Origin of the sequence: Hymenobacter psoromatis, from assembly GCF_020012125.1 — a bacterium.
GTDB classification, from domain to species: Bacteria; Bacteroidota; Bacteroidia; order Cytophagales; family Hymenobacteraceae; genus Hymenobacter; species Hymenobacter psoromatis.
On the sequence record NZ_JAIFAG010000002.1, the window covers coordinates 42,033 to 62,683 of the forward strand.

General features: G+C 58.4%; 21 protein-coding genes. 9 read left to right on the top strand and 12 right to left on the bottom strand.

All coding sequences use genetic code 11. The features are described from left to right. Positions 1-147: 147 nt before the first annotated feature. The 3 genes from LC531_RS21300 to LC531_RS21310 form a co-directional block, all read right to left on the bottom strand. The gene (locus LC531_RS21300; protein WP_223654142.1) at positions 148-732 is read right to left on the bottom strand and encodes a TetR/AcrR family transcriptional regulator; all 585 of its coding nucleotides are present in this window, start codon (positions 730-732) and stop codon (positions 148-150) included. 166 nt (positions 733-898) lie between these two features. Further along, positions 899-1,660, bottom strand: coding sequence for an SDR family oxidoreductase (locus LC531_RS21305; RefSeq protein WP_223654143.1), 762 nt, complete (start codon positions 1,658-1,660; stop codon positions 899-901). Between the two features lie 525 nt (positions 1,661-2,185). Then, positions 2,186-2,551, bottom strand: coding sequence for a winged helix-turn-helix transcriptional regulator (locus LC531_RS21310; protein WP_223654144.1), 366 nt, complete (start codon positions 2,549-2,551; stop codon positions 2,186-2,188). Between the two features lie 231 nt (positions 2,552-2,782). Between LC531_RS21310 and LC531_RS21315 the strand changes: the two genes are divergently transcribed. After that, on the top strand, positions 2,783-3,724 hold the full coding sequence (locus LC531_RS21315; protein WP_223654145.1) for a ketopantoate reductase family protein: 942 nt from the start codon (positions 2,783-2,785) through the stop codon (positions 3,722-3,724). Between the two features lie 75 nt (positions 3,725-3,799). On the opposite strand, the gene LC531_RS21320 is transcribed toward LC531_RS21315, so the two are convergent. Then, positions 3,800-4,666, bottom strand: a complete 867-nt coding sequence (locus LC531_RS21320) for an SDR family oxidoreductase (RefSeq protein ID WP_223654146.1) — start codon at positions 4,664-4,666, stop codon at positions 3,800-3,802. Positions 4,667-4,964: 298 nt separating this feature from the next. Here LC531_RS21320 and LC531_RS21325 point away from each other — a divergent pair, with 298 nt between their 5' ends. After that, positions 4,965-5,732, top strand: a complete 768-nt coding sequence (locus LC531_RS21325) for an IS5 family transposase (RefSeq protein ID WP_223654147.1) — start codon at positions 4,965-4,967, stop codon at positions 5,730-5,732. A gap of 40 nt (positions 5,733-5,772) precedes the next feature. Here LC531_RS21325 and LC531_RS21330 read toward each other — a convergent pair whose 3' ends face one another. The 4 genes from LC531_RS21330 to LC531_RS21345 all read right to left on the bottom strand — a co-directional run bounded on the left by LC531_RS21330 (position 5,773) and on the right by LC531_RS21345 (position 9,137). Next, positions 5,773-5,949 carry a hypothetical protein gene (locus LC531_RS21330; RefSeq protein WP_223654149.1) on the bottom strand — a complete coding sequence of 59 codons (177 nt, stop codon included), beginning with the start codon at positions 5,947-5,949 and terminating at the stop codon, positions 5,773-5,775. A 231-nt stretch (positions 5,950-6,180) separates the two neighbouring features. Next, the gene (locus LC531_RS21335; RefSeq protein ID WP_223654151.1) at positions 6,181-7,146 is read right to left on the bottom strand and encodes a hypothetical protein; all 966 of its coding nucleotides are present in this window, start codon (positions 7,144-7,146) and stop codon (positions 6,181-6,183) included. A gap of 570 nt (positions 7,147-7,716) precedes the next feature. Further along, entirely contained in the window at positions 7,717-8,463 is a 747-nt protein-coding gene (locus LC531_RS21340) for an SDR family NAD(P)-dependent oxidoreductase (protein WP_223654153.1), read from the bottom strand. 119 nt (positions 8,464-8,582) lie between these two features. After that, positions 8,583-9,137: a Crp/Fnr family transcriptional regulator gene (locus LC531_RS21345; protein ID WP_223654155.1), complete on the bottom strand. Its 555-nt coding sequence runs from the start codon at positions 9,135-9,137 to the stop codon at positions 8,583-8,585. A gap of 452 nt (positions 9,138-9,589) precedes the next feature. On the opposite strand from LC531_RS21345, the gene LC531_RS21350 reads away from it, so the two are divergent. From LC531_RS21350 to LC531_RS21375, 6 genes are all read left to right on the top strand, one after another. Then, complete coding sequence (locus LC531_RS21350) at positions 9,590-10,324, top strand: SDR family NAD(P)-dependent oxidoreductase (RefSeq protein WP_223654157.1); 735 nt, start codon at positions 9,590-9,592, stop codon at positions 10,322-10,324. A 53-nt stretch (positions 10,325-10,377) separates the two neighbouring features. Continuing rightward, on the top strand, positions 10,378-10,731 hold the full coding sequence (locus LC531_RS21355) for a nuclear transport factor 2 family protein (protein WP_223654159.1): 354 nt from the start codon (positions 10,378-10,380) through the stop codon (positions 10,729-10,731). Positions 10,732-10,824: 93 nt separating this feature from the next. Further along, on the top strand, positions 10,825-11,403 hold the full coding sequence (locus LC531_RS21360; RefSeq protein ID WP_223654161.1) for a TetR/AcrR family transcriptional regulator: 579 nt from the start codon (positions 10,825-10,827) through the stop codon (positions 11,401-11,403). A 59-nt stretch (positions 11,404-11,462) separates the two neighbouring features. Then, complete coding sequence (locus LC531_RS21365) at positions 11,463-12,398, top strand: helix-turn-helix domain-containing protein (protein ID WP_223654163.1); 936 nt, start codon at positions 11,463-11,465, stop codon at positions 12,396-12,398. A 98-nt stretch (positions 12,399-12,496) separates the two neighbouring features. Then, the gene (locus LC531_RS21370; RefSeq protein WP_223654165.1) at positions 12,497-13,327 is read left to right on the top strand and encodes an SDR family oxidoreductase; all 831 of its coding nucleotides are present in this window, start codon (positions 12,497-12,499) and stop codon (positions 13,325-13,327) included. Between the two features lie 150 nt (positions 13,328-13,477). Beyond that, a complete protein-coding gene (locus LC531_RS21375) occupies positions 13,478-13,690 on the top strand; it encodes a hypothetical protein (protein WP_223654168.1) in 213 nt (70 codons plus the stop codon). A 40-nt stretch (positions 13,691-13,730) separates the two neighbouring features. Here the strand turns inward: LC531_RS21375 and LC531_RS21380 are convergent, their stop codons facing one another. The 4 genes from LC531_RS21380 to LC531_RS21395 all read right to left on the bottom strand — a co-directional run bounded on the left by LC531_RS21380 (position 13,731) and on the right by LC531_RS21395 (position 19,263). After that, entirely contained in the window at positions 13,731-14,444 is a 714-nt protein-coding gene (locus LC531_RS21380) for a cobyric acid synthase (RefSeq protein ID WP_223654170.1), read from the bottom strand. A gap of 371 nt (positions 14,445-14,815) precedes the next feature. After that, entirely contained in the window at positions 14,816-16,234 is a 1,419-nt protein-coding gene (locus LC531_RS21385; protein WP_223654172.1) for a toll/interleukin-1 receptor domain-containing protein, read from the bottom strand. Positions 16,235-16,303: 69 nt separating this feature from the next. Continuing rightward, positions 16,304-17,344 carry a 5-methylcytosine restriction system specificity protein McrC gene (locus LC531_RS21390; RefSeq protein WP_223654174.1) on the bottom strand — a complete coding sequence of 347 codons (1,041 nt, stop codon included), beginning with the start codon at positions 17,342-17,344 and terminating at the stop codon, positions 16,304-16,306. Further along, positions 17,341-19,263 (bottom strand): AAA family ATPase, encoded by a 1,923-nt coding sequence (locus tag LC531_RS21395; protein WP_223654175.1) that lies wholly within the window; start codon positions 19,261-19,263, stop codon positions 17,341-17,343. The genes LC531_RS21390 and LC531_RS21395 overlap by 4 nt, the downstream gene beginning before the upstream one ends. 283 nt (positions 19,264-19,546) lie before the next feature. On the opposite strand from LC531_RS21395, the gene LC531_RS21400 reads away from it, so the two are divergent. After that, positions 19,547-20,650, top strand: a complete 1,104-nt coding sequence (locus tag LC531_RS21400) for an AAA family ATPase (RefSeq protein WP_223654178.1) — start codon at positions 19,547-19,549, stop codon at positions 20,648-20,650. Position 20,651 lies beyond the last annotated feature (1 nt).

Below are 20,651 nucleotides of genomic sequence, written 5' to 3' on the forward strand. Positions count from 1 at the left end.
TTCGCTGATGAGATTTAACGCCGCTTTTCCCTGGCCTGCCTCGCATGGGCAGGGCAGGAAAGCACGGAATGGGGCGTGGCGCCGCCGGATGCCGGGGCGGTGGCTGGGCGCCTGGCCAGCGTCAGCGCTGTCAGGTACGGGTAGCTTCTAGGCCAGAGCCAGCAGGGCCGTGTTCAGTACATCCTGTAGCAGCTGAGGGTCGGAATTGGCCTTGGAAAGCACGCGCAGCCCGTTGAGCACGCTCAGCAGCAGACGGGCCTGCGCCTGGGGCGGGGCGGTGGGCCGCACTTCGCCGCGCTGCTGGCCCCGGCTCAGGATGGTGGTCAGTAGGGTTTCAAAAAACTGCTGGTACTGGCTTGCTACCGCGTGGGCCTCGGCATCGTAGGGCACCAGTTCGGTGATGGTGTTCACCATAAAACAGCCTTTTTGCTGCTCGTCCGCGAAGCACAGACCCGCCGTTAGCGCTAGAATCTGGCGTACGTGGTCGAGCGCCGGGACGTCGGGGTCGGCCGTCAGCGCCGTCAAGTTCTGGTAGGCTTGCTGCTGATACTGGCGCAGGGCCCGCATGAATAGCTGGTGCTTGTCGCCAAACGTGGCGTAGAGGCTGGCCCGGTTCAGCCCCGTGCCCGCCACCAGGTCTTCCATCGACGTGGCGCTGTACCCCCGGTGCCAGAACGTGTCGAGCGCCTTTTGCAGCGCTACGGCTTCATCAAACGCGCGGGGACGGGCCATCAGGCGGTCTTGTCAAATAGTAAACCATGGGGCCGAAGATACTGTGCCGAAAGAGGTTGTATCACTCGTTGAGGCCGAAAGCTACCCCCACGCGCAGATGCACTGGCGTAGCAGGGGCGGTACTGGGCCAGTGCATCTGGCGGACCTCCAAGCCAGGCTCCCGGAGCTAAAGCGTAGCGATGCCGCCGCCCGCGATAATTTCCTCGCCCAGCACAAACGACGAATCATCGGACGCCAGGAAGGTGGCCACCGTGGCAATCTCCTTCGGCTGGCCGACGCGCTTGATGGGTACTACTTCCGCATAGCTGGCGGCCGCCTGCTGCGCGGCTTCGGGCGACATCCCAAGCCTAGTGAACATCTTGTGGTTGATGGGCGTGTCTACTGGGCCGGGGCTAAGGACATTCACGCGAATCCGGCGGTCGAGCAGTTCCAGCGAAAGGTTACGGGCCAGGGCCACCACGGCCGCCTTCGTGGCCGAGTAAACCGAGATGCCGGGAAACGCCCGGTGCGCCGTGGTCGAACCGTTTAAAATGATGGAGCCCCCGTCGTTGAACAACGGCAACAGCTGCTGCACGGTGAAATAGACGCCTTTGACATTGATGTCGAACTGCGCATCGAAATGCGCCTCGTTAACCTGGACCAGCGGGGCAGCGTACGAGACGCCGGCGTTGGCAAACAACACGTCGATGCGGGCGTGGTGCGTCTGTACTTGGCCGGCGAGCTGCCGCAAGTCGGTCATACTTACCGCGTCGGAGACGATGCCGACGGCCGAGCTACCGAGCTGGGCCACGGCTTGCTGCACGGCCGGCGCATTACGGCCGGTGATGACGACCCGCGCGCCTTCAGCAATAAATTCTTGAGCGGTGGCGAAGCCAATGCCGCTGTTGCCGCCGGTGATGACGGCTACTTTGCCCTGTAAACGATTCATAAAAGGGAGATTAATTTGGAACAATCGTTCTGCAAACGTACGAGACAATTTTAATAATGGAACAATCATTCTAAAATAAAAACGCAAAGGGTACTATTAAGCAAGTAGGGGTTGTAGATGAATTGTACACGAGGCCGTCATTTTCTTCGAAGTGAGCGGTTATTCTAGGGGCTATTACCACACATCCGGGCACAAACAATAGCGCCAATATCTCGAAAATGATTATTTAAGCCCGCGAGCAGCGCAGCCTTAGTACGGGGTCAGCTACGCGGCGCTCGCCCTACTCTCCCGTACAGTGGGGGGCCTCACGCGTGCGTTGTGCCGAAGACCTCGCCGCTATGCAAACCCTAGCAAGCAGGAGCAGGCTTACACTTTGGCGGCCCTAGGCCGCACCGGCGAGCACAGAAGTAAGGCCTTAGGCGCGGCGACTCGACGTCAACCCCAAGACCTTGGAAACGTGCATGGAAAAGCTAAGACTTCGGCGCACCGGCGCGACGGCGTGAGGCAACAAGCGCGAGCCGCTCTCTAGGCGGCTTTTGGCTGGACGCCCGCTAGAATTTCCGTTTCCCAGCGGGTGTACCATGCTAGCACGGCCGTTATGGGCTCGGCGGTGCTTTCCCCGAACGCAGTTAAGGTGTACTCCACCCGCGGTGGCACTTGCGGGTAGACCGTGCGCGTCGCCAGGTTGTACTGCACCAGTTTTTGCAACGTTTGGGTCAGCATCTTGGGCGAAATGCCGACTACTTGCCGCTGCACTTCGCCGTGGCGCCGGGGGCCGTGGGCCAGCGCGCCCAGCACCAGCAGCGTCCACTTGTGGGCCAGAAAGGCGTAGGCCTCCTGCAAGGCCCCACCGTCCGCTGATTCGCAGCGATTGGTTAAGCGTTGCTGCAAATTTTCAAAATAATCGCTTTTTTTTAGGTCGTTCACCGCGTTGTCGCTCATTTCTTACCAGTTGGTGCATAATAGACGGCCGGGTGCCCTCTTGCCGGCAACTGGCGGCTAAGATACTTTTGAGATCGCCGCCCAAAACGGAGCGGGCTGTCCAGCTTGACAGGTATAGCGCTGGCCCACCCAGATAGCCTCTGCGGGTAAGTCCAACTTGGCGACGCAACGAAAGTCTTTATGAAAATACTATTGTTTGGGCGAGGCGTTATCACCTCGCAATACGGCTGGGCGCTGGAACAAGCCGGCCACACCGTGGAGTTCTATGTCCGGCCGGGCCGTGCCGCGCACTTCGGCCCCACGCTGACCCTTGACCTGCTGGATGCCCGTGCCAAAAGTAGCGGCGTGCGCGTGGCCCAGCCTTGGCCCATTCGCCTGCGCGAAGACCTGCCGGGCGACCACGACTACGAGTTAATTGTCCTCAGCGTGCCGCACTACCAGTTCAGCGAAGCAGCTACTTTTTTGGCTCCGAAGGTGGGCAACGCGACGGTGCTTGTCTTCAATAATTTCTGGCAGGAGCCGCAGCAAGCAGCGTCGGCGCTGCCCGCCGGGCAGCTGGCCTGGGGCTTTCCGCAGGCCGGCGGGAGCATCACGGCGAAGGGCGAGCTCGTGGGGGCGCTGTTCAATAAGGTGCATTTTGGTACATTCGGCACGGTCCCTACGGCACGGGAAGTAGTCGTGCGCGAACTGTTTCGGCACAGCGGCTTCACCTTGGAGGAACATGCAGATTTTCGCGGCTGGCTGTGGCTGCATTTTGCCATCATCACCGGTTTTTACGCGCAAGCGCTCGCCGGAGGGGCAGTGGCGCAAGTGATGACCTCCCCTACGCAGGGCAAGGCAGCCGTGCGGCACATCCAGGAGTTGCTGCGCGTGGTAGCCGCGCGGGGCGTCAACATGAGCAACAATGCCTCGGAATCCTTTCTCTACCGGCTACCACCCTGGCTGGCGAGCTTGGCCCTGCGGGCGCTGCTCAAAATCAGCCCGCCGTTTAAGGCCGCCTTTGCCGGCCCGATTGCAGTAGCGGAAGCCAAGTCGTGCTGCGTGGAGGTCTTGGCCGAAGCGCGGCGGCTCCACATCAGCGTGCCCCGGCTGGAGGCGGCGAAGCGCGTATTCGAACGGTAAGCGGGCGGAAAGCCATGGACCGGGCCTCCCCGCTCACTTCCTCGGGCCGCCCTTGGCTCCTTTTCGGATGGACGCTTAGTCCAGCAGCTTCGTGTCCGTCAGCGCCTCGCTCAGTTCCCAGAGGCGGCGGGCATTTTCGGGTGTGTTAAAGCGGTGCTTCACCGCCTCTGGCTTTTTCTCGTTGAAGTAACCGCCGCTGGTGGTGGCAACAGCGGGCGAGGAAGCTAAGTAAAGGCTGGTTGCAGCCCCTTTCGCGGTTGAAAGCCCGAAGGGCCGGGCCAGCTTCACGAAGATGCTCAACAAGCCATGGGCGCCGCTGCCGAAGCTACTGGCCACTACGCCGGGGTGCAGCGCGTTGGTGGTCACGTTGGTAATGCCGTGGGCGCGCATCCGTCGGGCCAGCTCCTGCGTGAACATGATGTTGTAGAGCTTGGTGTTGGCGTACACCGCCAGCGCCCCGTAGTTCTCCATCGACTGAAAATCGGTGAAATTGGGCTTGGCCATGCCGTAGACCACCGCTGCCACGTTGACGATGCGGCCGGCCGGGCTGGCCTTCAACTTTTCAAAAAGTAGGCTGGTGAGCAGGAATGGGCCGAGGTGATTGGTGGCCAGGCCCAACTCGTAGCCCTGGGGCGACTCCTGGCGCTCGGCTCCCAGAATCAGCCCGGCGTTATTCACCAGCACGTCGAGGCGCGGGTAGCGGGCATTGAACTCGGCGGCAACGCGGCGCACCTGGTCCAGGTCGGCCAGGTCGGCCAGCAAAATGTCGACCGGGGCCGGGCCGGCGGCTTTGATTTTCTGCTGCGTGGCGGCGGCTTTCTCGGCATTGCGGGCCAAAATAATGACGTGCGCGCCCCTTTTGGCCAGCTCGGTGGCCGTGGCTTCGCCAATGCCAGAAGTGGCCCCGGTGACTAAAACAATTTGATTTTTAAGGTCGGTCATGAGGGGGAAGCGCAAATTCGTACCAGCGCAGACGTAATTTACGGCTAAATGCTTGATTTTTTGTGATTTGTTCTACTCCTCCGGCGTCCGCTTGTCGAAGCATTTCTACCGCTTCGTTGCGCGTGGCCAGCGGGTCGATGCCGGTGGTGTACCAGCCCCTTGTCGAAGCCGCCCTACCGCTTCGTTGCATGTATTACTCGACAAGCGGACGACAGATAAGAGCCTGTTAAAATTCACAAGTAGCTGTTAGACAAAAAGAAACCAGCCAGGTTACCGTAATTTCTTCATCCGACCGAAGATGTACGAAACGGACCTGACTGATTCCCAGTGGCAAGTTATGGAAACTATTTTGCCCGTTGCCCGCCGCCGCAAGTATTCGTTGCGCCTCATTGTCAACGCGTTGCTTTATTTGGCCAAGAGCGGCTGCCAGTGGCGCTTGCTGCCCCACGACTTTCCACCCTACCCAATTTGCTTTTACTACTTCCGCCGCTGGCAGGCCGACGGGCGCTGGGCCGGCCTCAATAAAGTGCTGGTCGAGCAGGACCGCCAGCAGTCGGCTCCCTCGGGTCAGGCCAGTCCGAGCGTGGCCATCGTGGACGCGCAGTCGGTCAAATGCAGCGAACGCGGCGTGCTCGACAAGGGCTTTGATGGGCACAAATACATCCAAGGCCGCAAGCGCCAACTCACCGTCGATACCGGCGGCCGCCTGCTGGCCGCCCACGTCGGGCCGGCCAATGAGAACGACCGCACCGGCGGCCGGGCGGTACTCGAAAAACTACACCAGCAGGAATTTAAACGGCTAAGGCTGGTGCTCACCGATGCCGGCTATGACGGCCGCCCGCTGGCCGATTGGGTCCAGGCCCACTGCGGCTGGCGGCTGGAAACGGCACCGGGCCTAACCGGCCGCGGCGGCTTCATACCCCAACCAGTGCGCTGGGTCGTCGAGCGCTCCATTAGCTGGCTGCAATGGGACCGGCGCTTAAGTCGCGACTTCGAATGCGAAACCAGCAGTACCGAGGCAATCATGTATTTGTCCAGTATCCGACACCTCATCCGTAAATTTTAACAGGCTCTTAACCAAGATTGGGATGGCCCATTAAAAACACTTAATGAAAGGCAGTGGGTGCCGGCTGGCCGAACAGCAGATTTTCAGCCACGATAGCCGCTGGGTCGGCCACCATCGTGCGTGGGTGGTGCGGCCGGGTGCTCAACGCGCGTAGACCGCGACGACGCAGCCAGGTACCCAACGCAGAACCGCCCACGGCGTGGCCACCGGTGCGCAATTCTGCCCGTAAGCACCGGGTGCCGTAGCGCTGGGCGTGGCGCGAGAAGGCCGCGGTAGCCGCGTGCTCCCAACCAGGTGCCGGTCGGTCTGCCCGACCCAGCCACTAATAATAGCCGGCCACACTGGCGTGTAGCACGCGGCAAAGCACCTGCATCGGCTCGCTATCGCCCAGTGCTTACCAAACGGGCCCGCCCTATAGCCGTGCCCGTCGTGCGCAAGGGCGTAACCGTCACACGTGGATGGACCCTCGAACGAGGCCGACCATGATGGCGACCGCCGCAATAGCTCCTGTCCCCGCGACGAGGCCAAAGACCCGGTTGGCGGCCGTTGATTTTGTGCCGTGGGCCAGCAGCACGAAGCGCGCAGCACAGGCTAAATGTAGGCTCAAGGCAACGATGCCCAGGAAGTAATAGGGCGTCAACCGAGCGCTCCACTTATCCGTTAGCAGGTTGTAGGAAGTAAGCCAAACCCAGTTGGTATCCGTGTGCTGAAGGTACCGGGCACGGGCGATGGCACTGGCGTGCGACAGGAGAAAGACGGCCAGATAGGCGCCCGATATCCTCTGGAGTCGTTTCAGCCAATCGTCGGCGAGCTCCCTGGCGATGCCCCGCCACGTCAACACGAGCCCGGTAACAAATTGAAATACAAAACAGCAGACCAGCGCGATTTCAAGCGGTGGGTAGCGGTAAAGACGACGGGCTTGCAGCATGAAGGCCGCGTGCGCTTGCCCGCCCCACACCCCGGCCAAGTGATTGGTTAGGTGGAGCAACGCGAAGAGCACGATTGGCAGCGCCGAAACCCCGTGCATGGTCGCGAGACGAGAAGAGGTCTCGGCTTGAAGGCACACCGCTGGCTTATCCAGGAAGCACACGGCTGTCAACAAACCCCACAGGCCGAGCCATGCTTCATCGGCGTGGATTGCCCATAGCGTTTGGGAGTCGAGCCACTGCCCCATGAGCGAGTACAAGGCCGGCGCACCAACGCCGAAGTGGGCAATTGCGGTCGCGTTCAAGAATCCAGTGCCCGCGGTGCGAAACGCCACGTACGCGCAACAAACCGGAACGAGAAGAACGGGCACTAAAAAGAAGGGTGATACGCCCGAGATGCGCGACACCAACGCCGGGTAGACGAGGCACGCCACCGGCGCCACGAGGCGGAACAGGCGCGCGTCACTCCCCAGGGTTCCGTCGTTCACGTTTACTGATCTATCCATCGAATTACTTCAGTACACCAAGTCGAACGTCCAACGGCTTAACCCGAGGCAGGGGCCAAGGGTTTGCGGGGGCGGGAATCCATGGGTGTTATGAAACAAGTAGGGTAAAACCTCCGAGTCCGTGGCCAAATGGCATGGTCGCTCCTGATAAGGAGCCAAAACGCTGTAAACCATCGGTTTTTCAATGGTTTTACCTGCCCTTTAACGGAATTGAAAGTGGCTAGCGAAAACGAACGTCAAGAGTAGCATTTTATTTGTTCACTGAGCAATACATTGTCAGACAAGATAATAATTAAGATAAGCGCACACATGAGTGGCCGAGTCGGGGGGTGGCTTGTTTGTTTAACAACACCCTGGGTGCGTAAAACAACGCTAAGGAATACTGGGTTGATGGACTATTTCAAAAAACACCACTTAAAAAGCCCCACTGACAGCTTGCCGAGCAGGGCTTTTATCACTTATCCAAATTGAGTACTCCACGAAAGTAGACCGCAAGCGGCGTGGGCAGGCCAGCTGACCATATCGGCAATGGTCGTCGCGGAACAGCAGCGGCTACCAGGGCAGCGAGCCACCCGGTCCGGTGAAGGTGCCGGTCGGCTCGGTCTCGTCGAGAACCACGCGCACGATGTATTGAGCTCCTTGTTCAACCGTATCAGTGCCGGCACTGTTCATGGCCGTTTTCGTCGAGCCCGGACTCGCTATGTTGACTTTGATGTTGGTTTGCGCCAGGTCAATGGCGAAGGCCAGCGTCACGGCATTGAGCGCGGTTTTCGAGGCGGCATACACCACGCTGTACGCCTGCCGGTACGGGAAGGCCGGGTCCGCGTTTAAGGTAAGCGAGCCGAGCGGGCTCCCGACATTGACGATGCGGGCGGTGGGCGCTTCCCGCAGCAGCGGCAGCATAGCCTGGGTGACGGCAATTACCCCAAACACGTTCGTCTCGAAGACGGCCCGTACCTCGTCGAGCGAGGCGCTGCTCGCACGGCTATCCTGCATGATTGCTTCGTTCGAGCGGCCTGGTTGGCCCGCCTGGGCAATACCGGCGTTGTTGACAAGCACGTCGAGCCGGCCGAACGCGTGCCGGATACGCGCCGCGGCGGCGGCAATCGAGGCCGGCTGTGTCACGTCGAGTTGCAGAGCATGAGCCGCCGGGCCAATGGTCTGCGCCGCGTCTTTGCCGTTTTGGAGGCTGCGCGAGCCCACCAGTACGGTGTAGCCGTGCGCTACGAGGTCCTTGGCAATCTGGAGGCCAATACCTTGGTTGGCCCCGGTAACCAGGGCAACAAGTTGGGGGTGCATATATGGTTCTGGGGTAACGCGACCGGCTTCGTGAGGGTCACTTGGTTAAGCTGAAGTAGCGGTGCAAAGGTCCCGTCCCCAATCAAGCGACTTTTTGCCAAATGGCAAAAGGATTGCTGCTAGATGTTCTTTCTTATCCGACTCAGGGACGACTGGGTCATGCCCAGATAAGCGGCCACGTAGGCCAGCGGCACGCGGTTAGCGAGGTGCGGATACGTAATGAGGAAAGACCGATAGCGGGCGGCGGCATCCTGGACCACCAGGGGTAGGACGCGTTCCATCTTCACTCGTAGCGCCTGCGCAAGAATTTTCTGCGTGATAACCTCCCAGCCGGGAATAAGCTGAGCAAAGGCTTGCCACTGCTGCGCAGAGAAGACCACGAGCTGACAATGGGTGAGGGCCTGCGCCAAGCAGGGCGAAGGGGTGCCGGCGGCTTCCGGCGGCCGGATGTCCAGCAGCGGGTGCTGCTCCTCGATGAAGTAGCTGGTAAGCTCTTCCCCCTGCTCGGTATAGGAACCCACCCGCAGCACGCCCGCCTCTACGAAGCCCACCTGTTGCGCCACGAAATAGTCGCCTTTGCGCAAGGTAACGCGGGAAGCTTGGTGAGCTATTAGGTCTTGCTGGGGCTGGGTCAAGCGGCCGAATTGCAGTAAATAAGCGAAGAACTCTTTCATAGCTAGAAAAGCAAGCCAACCGGCCGAAAGTTGTTAGTTGGCCAAAAAGCATGCGCTGGTCGCCCAGCAGCCGGTTAGCTTAAAAAACGGTTGGGTTGGGGATAGCGGAACTTGCCGCCCCGTTATAGCGAGAACCTTAATTCCAGATGCATCAGGCTCTGAGTACTTACCGGCAATTTCTCGGCCTAGATAAACAGGATTTTGGGGTAGTTGTAGGTGCATTTTCCCCTCCTAATTCTGAGAAAAGTTCCTTAACGTAAGATTGCTTCCCGGACAACTCTGGAAATATGTGCGGTTTCCGATTGCCGACCTGTGTGGGAACAATGTGGTATTTTTCCAGTGTGGCATCTTAACGTGCAAATCCGCCTTTTTTCAAAAAGCAATCCTTAAAACCAATTAGGAATTATCGTTCCAAATAAATTAGCTTTGTGGAACAAACATTCCAACAGTTCATGAAAAAACTCCACGGCAAGGTGGCCGTCGTCACAGGCGCTACCAGCGGTATGGCCCTGGCCACCGCGAAATTATTTGTGGAACAGGGAGCCTCCGTGTTTATCACAGGGCGGCGGCAGCCGGAACTAGACGCAGCCGTGCAAGTCATTGGGCACGACGTAACCGGCGTGCGCTGCGATTCGGCCAACCTCGCCGACCTCGACCGACTGTTTGAGACTGTGCGGCGCGAGCGGGGCAAGCTGGACATCCTGTTTGCCAGCGCGGGCTATGCCGCGCCCGGCCCCACACTGGGCACCATCACCGAAGCGCACTTCGACCAAAATTTTAACCTGAACGCGAAAGGCACGCTTTTTACCGTGCAAAAGGCACTGCCGCTTTTGCAGGACGGGGCTTCGGTCATCATGACTGGTACAATGGCCACTACCAAAGCGGTGCCCGGCCTGAGCGCGTACAGCGCCAGCAAAGCGGCCTTGCATCAGTTTGCCCGCGTGTGGTCGCTGGAGTTAAAAAGCCGCAAAATTCGCTTCCACGTCATCAGCCCCGGCCCCATTAACACGCCCATTGTGGCCGGTTTGACGCCGGGACAGGTGGCGGGCTACGAGGTGCAGGTGCCCTTCAGCCGCATGGGGGAGCCAGTCGAGATTGCTGAAGCGGCCTTATTTCTGGCCTCGGATGACTCCACGTTCATCACCGGCACCGAGTTGACTGTGGACGGGGGTATCTCGCTGACGTAGGACGAATCAGTAGCCAAAATAGCCTTTAAATCAGTTTCTTAGCGTTTTTTCATATGACCACCCAACAACTGGCCGACCGCCTCGTGCATCTTTGCCGGCAGGGCCTGAACGCGCAGGCCCGCGCCGAGCTGTACGCCGACACGGCCGTGAGCCTCAAGCCGGAAAACGGCACCTTCCGCCCCGTGCGGGGCCTGGAGGCCATTCAGGCGGAAGGGGCCGCCTTCCTGAACTTGGTAGAAACGATGCACGAGTTGGTCGTTTCGGCCCCCTTGCTGGGGGAGCGGTATTTCAGCGTGGCCATGCAAATGGATATGACCCTGCGCGGCCCCGGCCGCCAGCAGGTGAGCGAAATCTGCGTTTACCAGGTGGCGGACGGGAAAATTGTGCAGGAGCAGTTTTTCTTTTAAGGACGGGCGGGGTACTCCGAACCCTGGGGCTGCCCGGCCGCAACGCCGAGCGGCGGGGTAGCTTTGCAGGGTAGTTTTACGGAGCTTTTCAGCATGGCACGCGGTAAGAAATTTGACGAAACCGAGATAGTGGAGAGAGCGATTCAGCTTTTCACCGCCACGGGCTACCACGGTACTTCAGCCCAGGACCTCGTGGCGGCGCTGGGCATCAGTCGATCCAGCCTCTACGATACGTTTGGCGACAAGCAGGGCCTGTTTCTGCGAGCCTTACGGCAGTACAACCAACGCGCCTTCGTGCCGATCATCGAACTGCTAGCCCTGGCCGACGACCTGCCCGCCACGCTGCGTCAGCTGTTTGACCTGGTTATCCAGCAGAACGAGCATTTGGGAGAGAAAGGCGGGTGCCTGATGGTGAACTCCACCACCGAACTGGCGACGAACGACCTGGCCGTGGGCACCCTAGTGCGCGCGAGTATGCAGGCCGTGGAGGAAGCCTTCTTCCTAGCATTCCGCAAAGCCCAGCAGTTGGGCACTATCCGCAGCCAGCACGACGCCCGGGCGCTGGCCCGCTCTTTCCATGTCACCCTGACTGGCTTGCGCGTGATGGCCCAGGCCGGGGCAGGCAAACTAGCTTTTGAAGACGTGTTAAACATCGCTCTGAGCTTGCTCTAGTGCCATTTAAGGCTATGTGGTGCCCCCCCTATCTTTGAATTCCGCAACCGCCACCCGTCATGAAAGGTCCCTCCCTCGCCGATTTTTATACCGCGGTGGCCACGGCCGTTGATGCCGAACCCAGCACGCTGCTCCCGCCGGATATCCAGCGGGAAATCGGGCATTTCAATATTTTTAACGTGGCCGACCTGTTCCGCCGACTCGGAAAAGGGAAGACGCCGCCCAGCCCCTACAACCGGCGGGCGTATTACAAAATCAGCCTAAATCGCGGGCGCAGCCGGGCCGAGTATGCCGACAAAGTAATTGACATTGAGCAGAATGCCCTGCTCTTTGCTACCCCCAAGGTGCCCTACCATTGGCTCCCCCTGGAGATGGACCAGACAGGCTACTTCTGCATCTTCACGTCCGAGTTTCTGCTACCGGCCAAAAGCGGGGTGGTCCTGGATGAGTTGCCGATTTTTAGAGCAGGCGGCTACCCCGTTTTTACGGTCACGGACGAGGAATGCGTGGAAATCGAGGCCATTTTCCAGAAGATGACGAGAGAAATCAGCTCGGGTTATGCCTTCAAGTACGATTTGTTGCGCAACTACGTGCTGGAGCTGATTCATTTCGGGCAGAAGCTTCAGCCCGCCACGGCCCTCTACCCCGCCCACAGTGCCTCGGCCCGGGTCAGTTCCTTGTTTGGCGAGCTGCTGGAGCGGCAGTTTCCCATCGAATCGCCGCAGCAGCGATTGCAGCTGCGCACGGCCACCGCGTACGCCGACCGCCTGGCCGTCCACGTCAATCACCTGAACAAAGTACTGAAAGAGAGCACCGGCCGCACCACCACCGAGCTGATTGGCGGCCGTGTCGTCCAGGAAGCCAAGTTGCTGCTCAAGCAAACGAACTGGACCGTTTCAGAAGTCTCCGACAGCCTGGGCTTTGCGGAAGTGGCCCATTTCTGTAATTTCTTCAAGCGCCACACCGAGCTCTCGCCGGGGGCGTTCCGGGCCTAGAGCCATGATTGATTTTTGCAGTAGATGGATTGGCGGACGCAAACGAGCGGTGGCAACCGTAGGGGACCTTTGTCCGGTCAACCAAGCCTCCCCACGTCATGGACTTACGTCACCACACCATCCTTATCACCGGCGGCACCAGCGGCCTGGGCTTTGAATTTGCCCGGCAGCTGCTGGCCCTGGGCAACACGGTGCTCATTACGGGCCGCGACTCGGCCAAGCTGGCGGCGACCAAGCAACTCCTGCCGCAGGTGCACACCTTCCAAAGCGACGTGCGCAACCCCGCCGACATTGCGCAGCTGCACGAGCAAGTCTTGGCCCAGTTTCCCGCGCTCGACGTGTTGATTAACAACGCCGGCGAGATGCGCAAGCTCAACCTGAACGACCCGGCGCTGGATTTGCTCGACCTGACCCGGGAGGTGGAAATCAACTTGCTGGGTCCCATTCGCATGGTGCAGCAATTCCTGCCCCACTTGAAGGCGCAAAAGGCGGCGGCCATTCTGAACGTGACCTCCGGGCTGGCCCTGACGCCCTTCCCCCTGACGCCGATGTACGGGGCCTCTAAGGCGGGCCTGCGTTCCTACACCAAGTCGTTGCGGGTGCAGCTCCAGCACACGCCCGTGCGGGTGTTTGAGCTGGTGGCCCCGGCCGCGAAAACGCCGCTTGCCGACCGCCTGGGGACGACTTCCGGCCTGATGGCTCCCGACAAGCTCGTGGCGGCCGCGCTGCGTGCCGTGCGGCACGACCAGCCCGAAGCCTACCCCGGCCTGGCCAAAGTCATCCGCTTCGTGAGCTGGCTGACCCCGCAGTTTTTGCTCGGCCAACTGGGCAAGCTGGTCGAGAAAGAGTATGGCCAGCCGCAGGCGGTCCTAGGCCAACCGCCCCAAACCGGGGCCCCGGGCAACTACCCCTTTTTCGCCACCAAGTAGTCAACCAGGATGTTCATAAAAGTCATTAGCGGCCTCCTACTGCTCCTCTCCGTAGTTCTGAATTTGCGGCACGGATGGGCGAGCGTGAGCGGTACTATCACCCCCCAAACCAAGCAATTTTTTGAACCTTTGGGAGTTAGCCAATCTTTCATGCTGGGCTTGAGCTGGCTAAACCTGCTGGCGGCGGGGCTGCTGCTCTTTCCCGCGACTTTTCTAGCGGGCAACCTGCTCAATGCCGCCGGCATTCTGCTAATTATGGGCTACGCCCTGCAGACGGGCAATCTCCGCCTTGCGGCCCTGGAAATCCCCTTTCTGCTACTGCCTTTGGGGCTGCTATGGCTGCGGCATCCGCTGGCGAAGTAGCGGACCATCATCCGCCGGCGTGGCGTGCGCGGCCTGAGCCTCAGTCCCGGTAAAAGTATGCGCAACTTGACACTCGAACCAAGGCCGGGGCAGGAGCGTCCTCTCGAAAGGAGCCGCTTGGTCCTTGGCTGCTAAACAGCTGCGCATCGCCCCGAAACTTATTGATGATGATGCCTTTGTTGCAGGCTTTTTCTTCGGGCTCCAGCAGAGCCAGCGTGCCGTAGACGCTCCCAAACACGCCGCCGCGGTCAATGTCGGCAATAAGGTAGGTGGCGGCCCCAGCGTGCTGGGCCATGCGCAGGTTGGTGATGTCGCGGCGCTTGAGGTTCAGCTCCGAAATGCTGCCCGCCCCCTCCAGCACCACCGGCGAGTAGCGGCTCGCCAGCCGGTCAAACGCCTGGGTGGCCGCCGCAAACAGCTCGTGCCGGTCATTGGCCCGAAAGTAGTCGTAGGCCGACTGCGTGCCGATGGGCCGGCCATTGAGCACTACCTGCGAAGCCTGGTCGGAGGTAGGCTTGAGCAGCACCGGATTCATATCCACGTGGCACGGGATGCCCGCTGCCTCGGCTTGCACCGCCTGCGCCCGGCCGATTTCCAGGCCCTCAGGCGTGGCGTAGCTGTTGAGCGACATATTCTGCGCCTTGAAAGGCGCCGGACAATATCCGTCCTGCCGGAATATCCGGCAAAAGCCGGCCGTTACTGTGCTCTTGCCCACATCCGAAGCGGTGCCGACAAACATGATGGGACGAAGCATAGGCAACAAGGTGGCACTGAACTGGCGAGCAAAGGTATTTTCCCGCTTGGACTTAATGGTTTAGCAAAAGTCACGAACCATCTAATTGGGCCCTTATTGGATGCTTTTAACAAGGGCGTTTCCAGCGCTTGGAGGCACTTTTTTGAGCCGTATTTTCCTGACCTTTATTGGAATGCTCTTCGGCTGTACTTTCAGGTAGGGTTGGACTGCTCACAACGGCTGGTATTCGGAGGAGCAGTCAGGACGACTGTACTTTTGCATCAGGGCTTACACATCGAAATTTAGCAAGTGGTTTGGCTCTTTCCAGCGCTACTTTACTACTATTGCCAGGTTTCCTAACCGAATGTGCTTCTAAGTACTAGCCATGAGGGTCAATACGAGCGGACGGGCCCGAGAAGGACAGCATTTTCTGTAGCTCCGCCAAGTGAGCAGTTACCCTTTACGCGAATGATGATAGGTGCCTCTCGGTGGACTGCATCACGTTGGCCCTCAAAATCGATAACTAAGTTTCGGCCTTTTAAGGTTAGGATCAAACGCTTAATGTGCTGCACCGTGTTGGTGAAATGCAGAAACCATGTAATAACCAAGGGGGCCACCTGCTTGAAGCGGGCTGGGGAACTTCTCACCTGCTGAAAAAGCGCTGGCAATGGTGAAGCAGTTAAATCGGTAAACCCGCTATTAGAAAGCCACCGCATGGGACTTTGCTCCGGGGGCTGAGAGTTTAGCAAGAGCAATTCGGCGCGGACTTGCGCTTGCATATCGGGTGTGAGATTGCTGTAAGTAACCTCTGTATGGGCGAGCAGTTCTTGCATATCAGCAGTCAGATGCCACGTTTCGCGGTTATTCTCGGTGACGGCATGCAAATCTTGCTGGGTACAACGGTAGGAGTGGCCCCGGAAGACCAGGCTGGCCAGGCCATCACGCGAAGACTGGCGCAAGGTGGTGAGAAAAGCCACTTGGGATGAAGTAGCTGGTAGTAGGGCCATTTCCAACTGTTTGCCAATCTTGGCTTGGTGGACCGGAATGACCTCCCATTCCCCGCTACGGCGCACCAATAGTGCCTGCTGGGTGGCCGATATGCTAGCAGCGGGCGACTTGGGCGATGCTGGCCTTGAAGCTGATTTTGAGGAAGAGGAAGCGGCTATTTTCTTTACTGCTGCGTCCAGCTGCTCTGTTGACGTGGCTGAGGCTTTTTTAACGCTGGCTACGGACTTGACCTCGGGCTTTTTGGCAGGAGCCATAAAAATCTCGTGCACGCGCTTCGCTACCTGAAACAGTGTTTGATTAATCTGACCATCCGAAAGCAAATCCAGTGGGTGCTCGGGACCATTTATGGCTTGAAACTCACTTAGCGCGGTCAATGGAAACATGCTGGTACTCAAGAGTAACGGCAAAATAGTAGTGCCTTCTTTTTCGGCTGCTTTCAATAGAGGGGGAAGCTCGTTGGTATCGATGAAGTCGGACGCGAGAAAATTGGGGCTGATAAGCAGAATCGCCACCTTGGTCTGCGCAAGCGCCTTTTCAATCTCGACCCGCCACTTATCTCCAGCTCGCAGTTTAGTATCCACCCACACGTTCAGATTAGTTCGTTCTAGTGGTTTGAGGTGTGTTTTCAAGCGTTCCATCCAAGCCTTGTCGCGCTGACTGTAGCTAATGAATACATCAGTGCGGGCAACGGTTGCCTTTCTTGGCGGGACTTTTTTGGCAGGAGATGCCTTTTTGATGGGGACAGATTTCTTGACCGCAGCAGGAGTGGCTTTCTTGGTGGAAGCAGGTTTTTTGGTGGGCATGCGGCTAGCAGTTAAGAAAGTAAAGAAACACCCTATGGGGTTGAATAAGCAGTTGATTTTCTGTAACAGTCACCAATCCAGCAGACCATGTAGTTCTGCCTCTACCGCTTGCCAGCCTTGGTTCAGGTTTACCGTGGCCACCCGAAGCCGGTGGGCAGTGTCGAGGAGTTGATAGGAGTGGCGCAGTTCCCCATCTACCACGGGGTAAAGCAAGAGACCATCTACGGGCCGGCTAAGCTCCTGACGCTGGGCGTGCTGCACATACGCGTAAAGCTGGTAGAGGTGGGTTGAAATAATCTTCTCTTTGTTGTAGTTCTGCTTAAGGGCCTTACGGTAGTACTTGCAGTCCATGATAAGCTTGCGAGTGGGGCTGGTGAGCGACACATCCGTTTGCATGATGGGTAGCACTGCTTTAGCCTCTTTGGTGGCCGGCTTCACTGCCCACTTCAGCGTCTCTGCGGCTACGGTGTACTGCTTCTGACGCCGCAAGTAGAAGTTGCGCACGAACCGCTCGAATAAAGCTGCCATGCGCTTGTCGTTGCCCGTGAAGTTGCGGAACAGCCGTTCGCCAGCTTCCTGCGTGAGTAACACTTCCTCGTGCACCAGCTGGCAGATGCTGAGCAGTAACCGGTAGTGGGCCGTATGTCTGTGTAGTACTACCTGATCATATATCCGGATATCGGGCACGATTATCAGGCTCACATCGGCTAAGCGGATATATAAAGCCCGAATCTCCCGACGCAGCCCCTTATTTAGCTCCTCAGCGGTGAGTAGGTGATGCAGGGCGGACTTTAGCAGCCGGTTCACAGGTACGTCGTGGCTCAGATCGTCGAAGGCACACCAACCCCGAGCCGTCATCAGAGTCTGCTGCCGGATGGATTCGCTGAGAAGGAGCTTGCCGCGCAGCCGGCCGGTCAGCTCCACTTCGGGCACGTAGTCGCGGGCCAGACCGCGCTTGAGCACGTGCGTAGTGCCCTGCACCAGCACCCGTGCCAGCAGGTCGAGCATCGAGTCAGCGGGCTCTGCCGTTACGGCTACTTCTTCGGCCTCGTCGAGCTGGTCCCAGGCGTAGGTGAGTAGGTGGTAGAGGTTCTGAACCGGAATGCTCATGCCGGGCCGTGCAGGGCCGCAATGGCTTTGCTGGCCTTAGTTTCGCTATCAAACCAATACTCACGCAGCAGTGGGGCCAGGTCGTGGCTTACAATGGCGTCCCACCAGTCGGCCGGCGTTTCGTCGCCCAGTGGGGTGCAGAAATAGCTGTGCCCAATCAGAAAGCCAGCACCCAGATTCTTGTCATCCTTGATGGTTAGGTTCAGGGCGGCCACCCGCGTTAGAATATCGGCGGCCATTTCTTCAGGAATCTTGGCTTCGATGAGCTGCTGGCGGAGCTTGTCGCCCAGCATAGGTACTAAATCCACGAAGGTGAAGCGCCGCCGCAGAGCGTAATCCACCAGGGCCAGCGAACGGTCGGCGGTGTTCATGGTGCCGATGACGTACAGATTCGGCGGAATGAAGAAAGGCGCTTCGTGGGGCTTGCGGTAGGTGAGGGGCAGAGCGTAGGTGGAACTGCGTTTGTCGGCTTCCAGCAGCAGGAGCAGCTCCCCAAAGATCTTGCTCAGGTTGCCGCGGTTGATTTCATCGATGAGAAAGAAATACTCCTGCTTAGGATCGGCGTGGGCGCGTTGTACGAAGTCGACGAACACGCCATCGGCCAGCTCAAAGCCGGCGGATGCGGTCGGCCGCCAGCCCCGGATGAAGTCCTCGTAGCTGTAGCTCTGGTGAAACTGTACGAGTTGCACACGGGGGTTGTCCTGTACGCCCATTTGCAGCCAAGCCAGGCGGCGGGCTACGTAGGTTTTACCCACGCCGGGAGGGCCCTGCACAATGATGTTTTTCTTGCGCTTAAGCGCCGCCTGCAGGTGCTGAATCTGATTGGTGGTGAGAAACAAGTCTTGCTCTGCTTCGGCCAAGGTGTAGGGCAGGGGAGGGGGCGGCATTATTGGCTTCACTACCGGGGGCAGGAGCTGCGGTTGGCCAATCTTCCTGAGATGTTTTGCCTCAGCCAGCTCGGCCAGTATGGGTTTCAGGAAGGTATGGTAGCTGGTAATGCTGGTGAGCGTTTTGGTTGGCACGCCGGGGCCGGCCTTGTCCTCCATCCAGCCCTCTAGGAGCCAGTTTACCGGGCGTATATTGTTGTGCACAGTCCGTGCCGTGTCGAAAGTATAGTCACCTGTTACCTGTCCGATGCCGAGAATCTTACGCCGACCAATCTTCACCACTACGTAGTCACCGGGCCGGATTTCGTGACAAAACTGCCAGCAAGCCAGCATATTGTTGTTGTGGGTAGTATCGCCGCCGTAGTGCTGTTTCAGCGCCTGCCGCAACTCCTCGTCGTTCGGGTACTGGCGCAGGTCGCCCAGGGCTTCCCACCCGACGGACATGTGGCCCTCGGCCTGCCAGGCTTTCCAAAACGTGCCGCCCTCGCCGGCCCCAATGGCCCAGTAATTAGGGGTAAAGCTCGGTTCGGCCGGCGGCGTAGCATAGTCTGAGGTCGGCTCCTTGGCCTCGGGTGGGCCGTACTGCACCAAGGTTTCCAAGCCCGGTAGGGGTGGGCTCTCTTGCGCGTACGCCGCCAGGATGCTGTCCCACTGACTGGTGCGATTCCAGACCATGCTGCCAGTGTTGAAGGGCGTACCAGTCAACTCCACGCCCGTGGTCACTAGCCACTCTACCGGGCAGTAGTGGGGCGGCTGCTCGTTATCGTGGGCAAATTGACCGGTGGTTTGACCTATGCCCAATACCCACCGTGGTCCCCGCGTCACCACTACGATGTCACCGGGCTGCACCTGGGCCAGCAGCTGCGAGCCGTCGCCGTTACCATCGGCAGCGGGGCTGGCCAGCAGCTGATTGAACAGCGGCCGCACCACGCCCTGCTGGCGAAACTGCGACCATGCCTCCGGGCTGGCTTGTACTTGCGCCGTCCAGTAATTACGCTTTTTGGTGGCCGGAGTGGCCGAATTCGGGGACATACGGATAAAAAAGAGGGCTGCCACTCATTGGGATGGCAAGATGCATCATTCGTCTGCACTTGCGTAGCCAAACTGTTATCTTGCCCCTTTTCCGGTTACAGCAACCCTATCCTTTCGTGCCCTCGGCTTGCCGATGACGCCGGCCTCCCATCCGGGTGGCTATACGGGGTGCTCAAAGCTTACCACGAGAAGATGGTGCGCAATGAGTCACTGGAAGAAAAGGACATTCAACGGCTGCTGAATGAGCAATTGGATAAGGTGGGCCACTAACTAGCTTTGACTCATGTTAAAAAGTTTGTATGTCAAGAATTTCACCGTCTTCGCCGAGGCCAACTTTGAGTTTGGGTCGGGGCTGAACGTGGTGGTAGGCACCAACGGCACAGGCAAAAGCCACGTGCTGAAGTTGGGATATGCTGTGCTGTTTAACTCAGCAGCACGATTGAAGGAGTTAAGAAATATGGCTGCTCACAGCAAGCAAACTGCTGTCTCAGGAAGTTTTGATTTTGTGAAGCTGGAGGAGAAGTTGAAGGGGGTATTTGGGCCAGTTCCTAATGATTTGAGTGAGTTGGTCCGACGTGGTGCAGAGCCTGCAGAAGCCACAATCCGCTTTAGCCTAAGTGATGAGCCGCTTATAGCTGGCAACTTAAATTTTGGAACAGGTGAGTCAGATGGGTCGTCGTTTGAAAATTTAACTACACCCATTCTAATGCGTGTAAGTGATTCCCTAGCTGCGCCCGTGTTGATTCCAGCAAAGGAAATACTTACCTTAGGCTGGATAGTGCCAGCTTATGACCAGCTTGTTTTGTCCCTGGATGAGTCCTACTTGGATTTACTCAAACAACTAAGTGGTCTATCCTTACGCAAGCCCGAACCTGCCGCCGCAGCCGCTTTGCAACAGTTAACCACTATTCTCGGGGGTGGAGTGCAGGAAGATAACGGCCGTTTTTATTTAGTTTTTCCAAAGGAAAAGCGCTTAGAAATGAATATGGTGGCTGAGGGCTTGCGCAAGTTTGGCACCCTGCAAAAATTGCTGGCGAACGGCAGGCTCACACTTAAATCCACCTTATTCTGGGATGAGCCCGAAGCTAATCTTAATCCAGCCCTGCTAAAGAAACTCGCTGCTGTTCTGGCCGAGTTGGCCCGGCAGGGATTCCAGATTATTCTCGCTACGCATAGCTCATTTCTATTAAAGCAGTTGCATATTCTCAATCATGAGAAGACGTCAATACCATTGCCTATCCACTACTTCGGCCTCAATGCTCAGCCTGGTGAATCCACTGTAGTAACTACCACCAATGACTTTGCAGAACTGCCCGACATTGTGGCACTGGATGAAGAATTGGCTCAAGCAGGCGAGTTTTTAGACGTGCTAAACGACGACGAGTAGC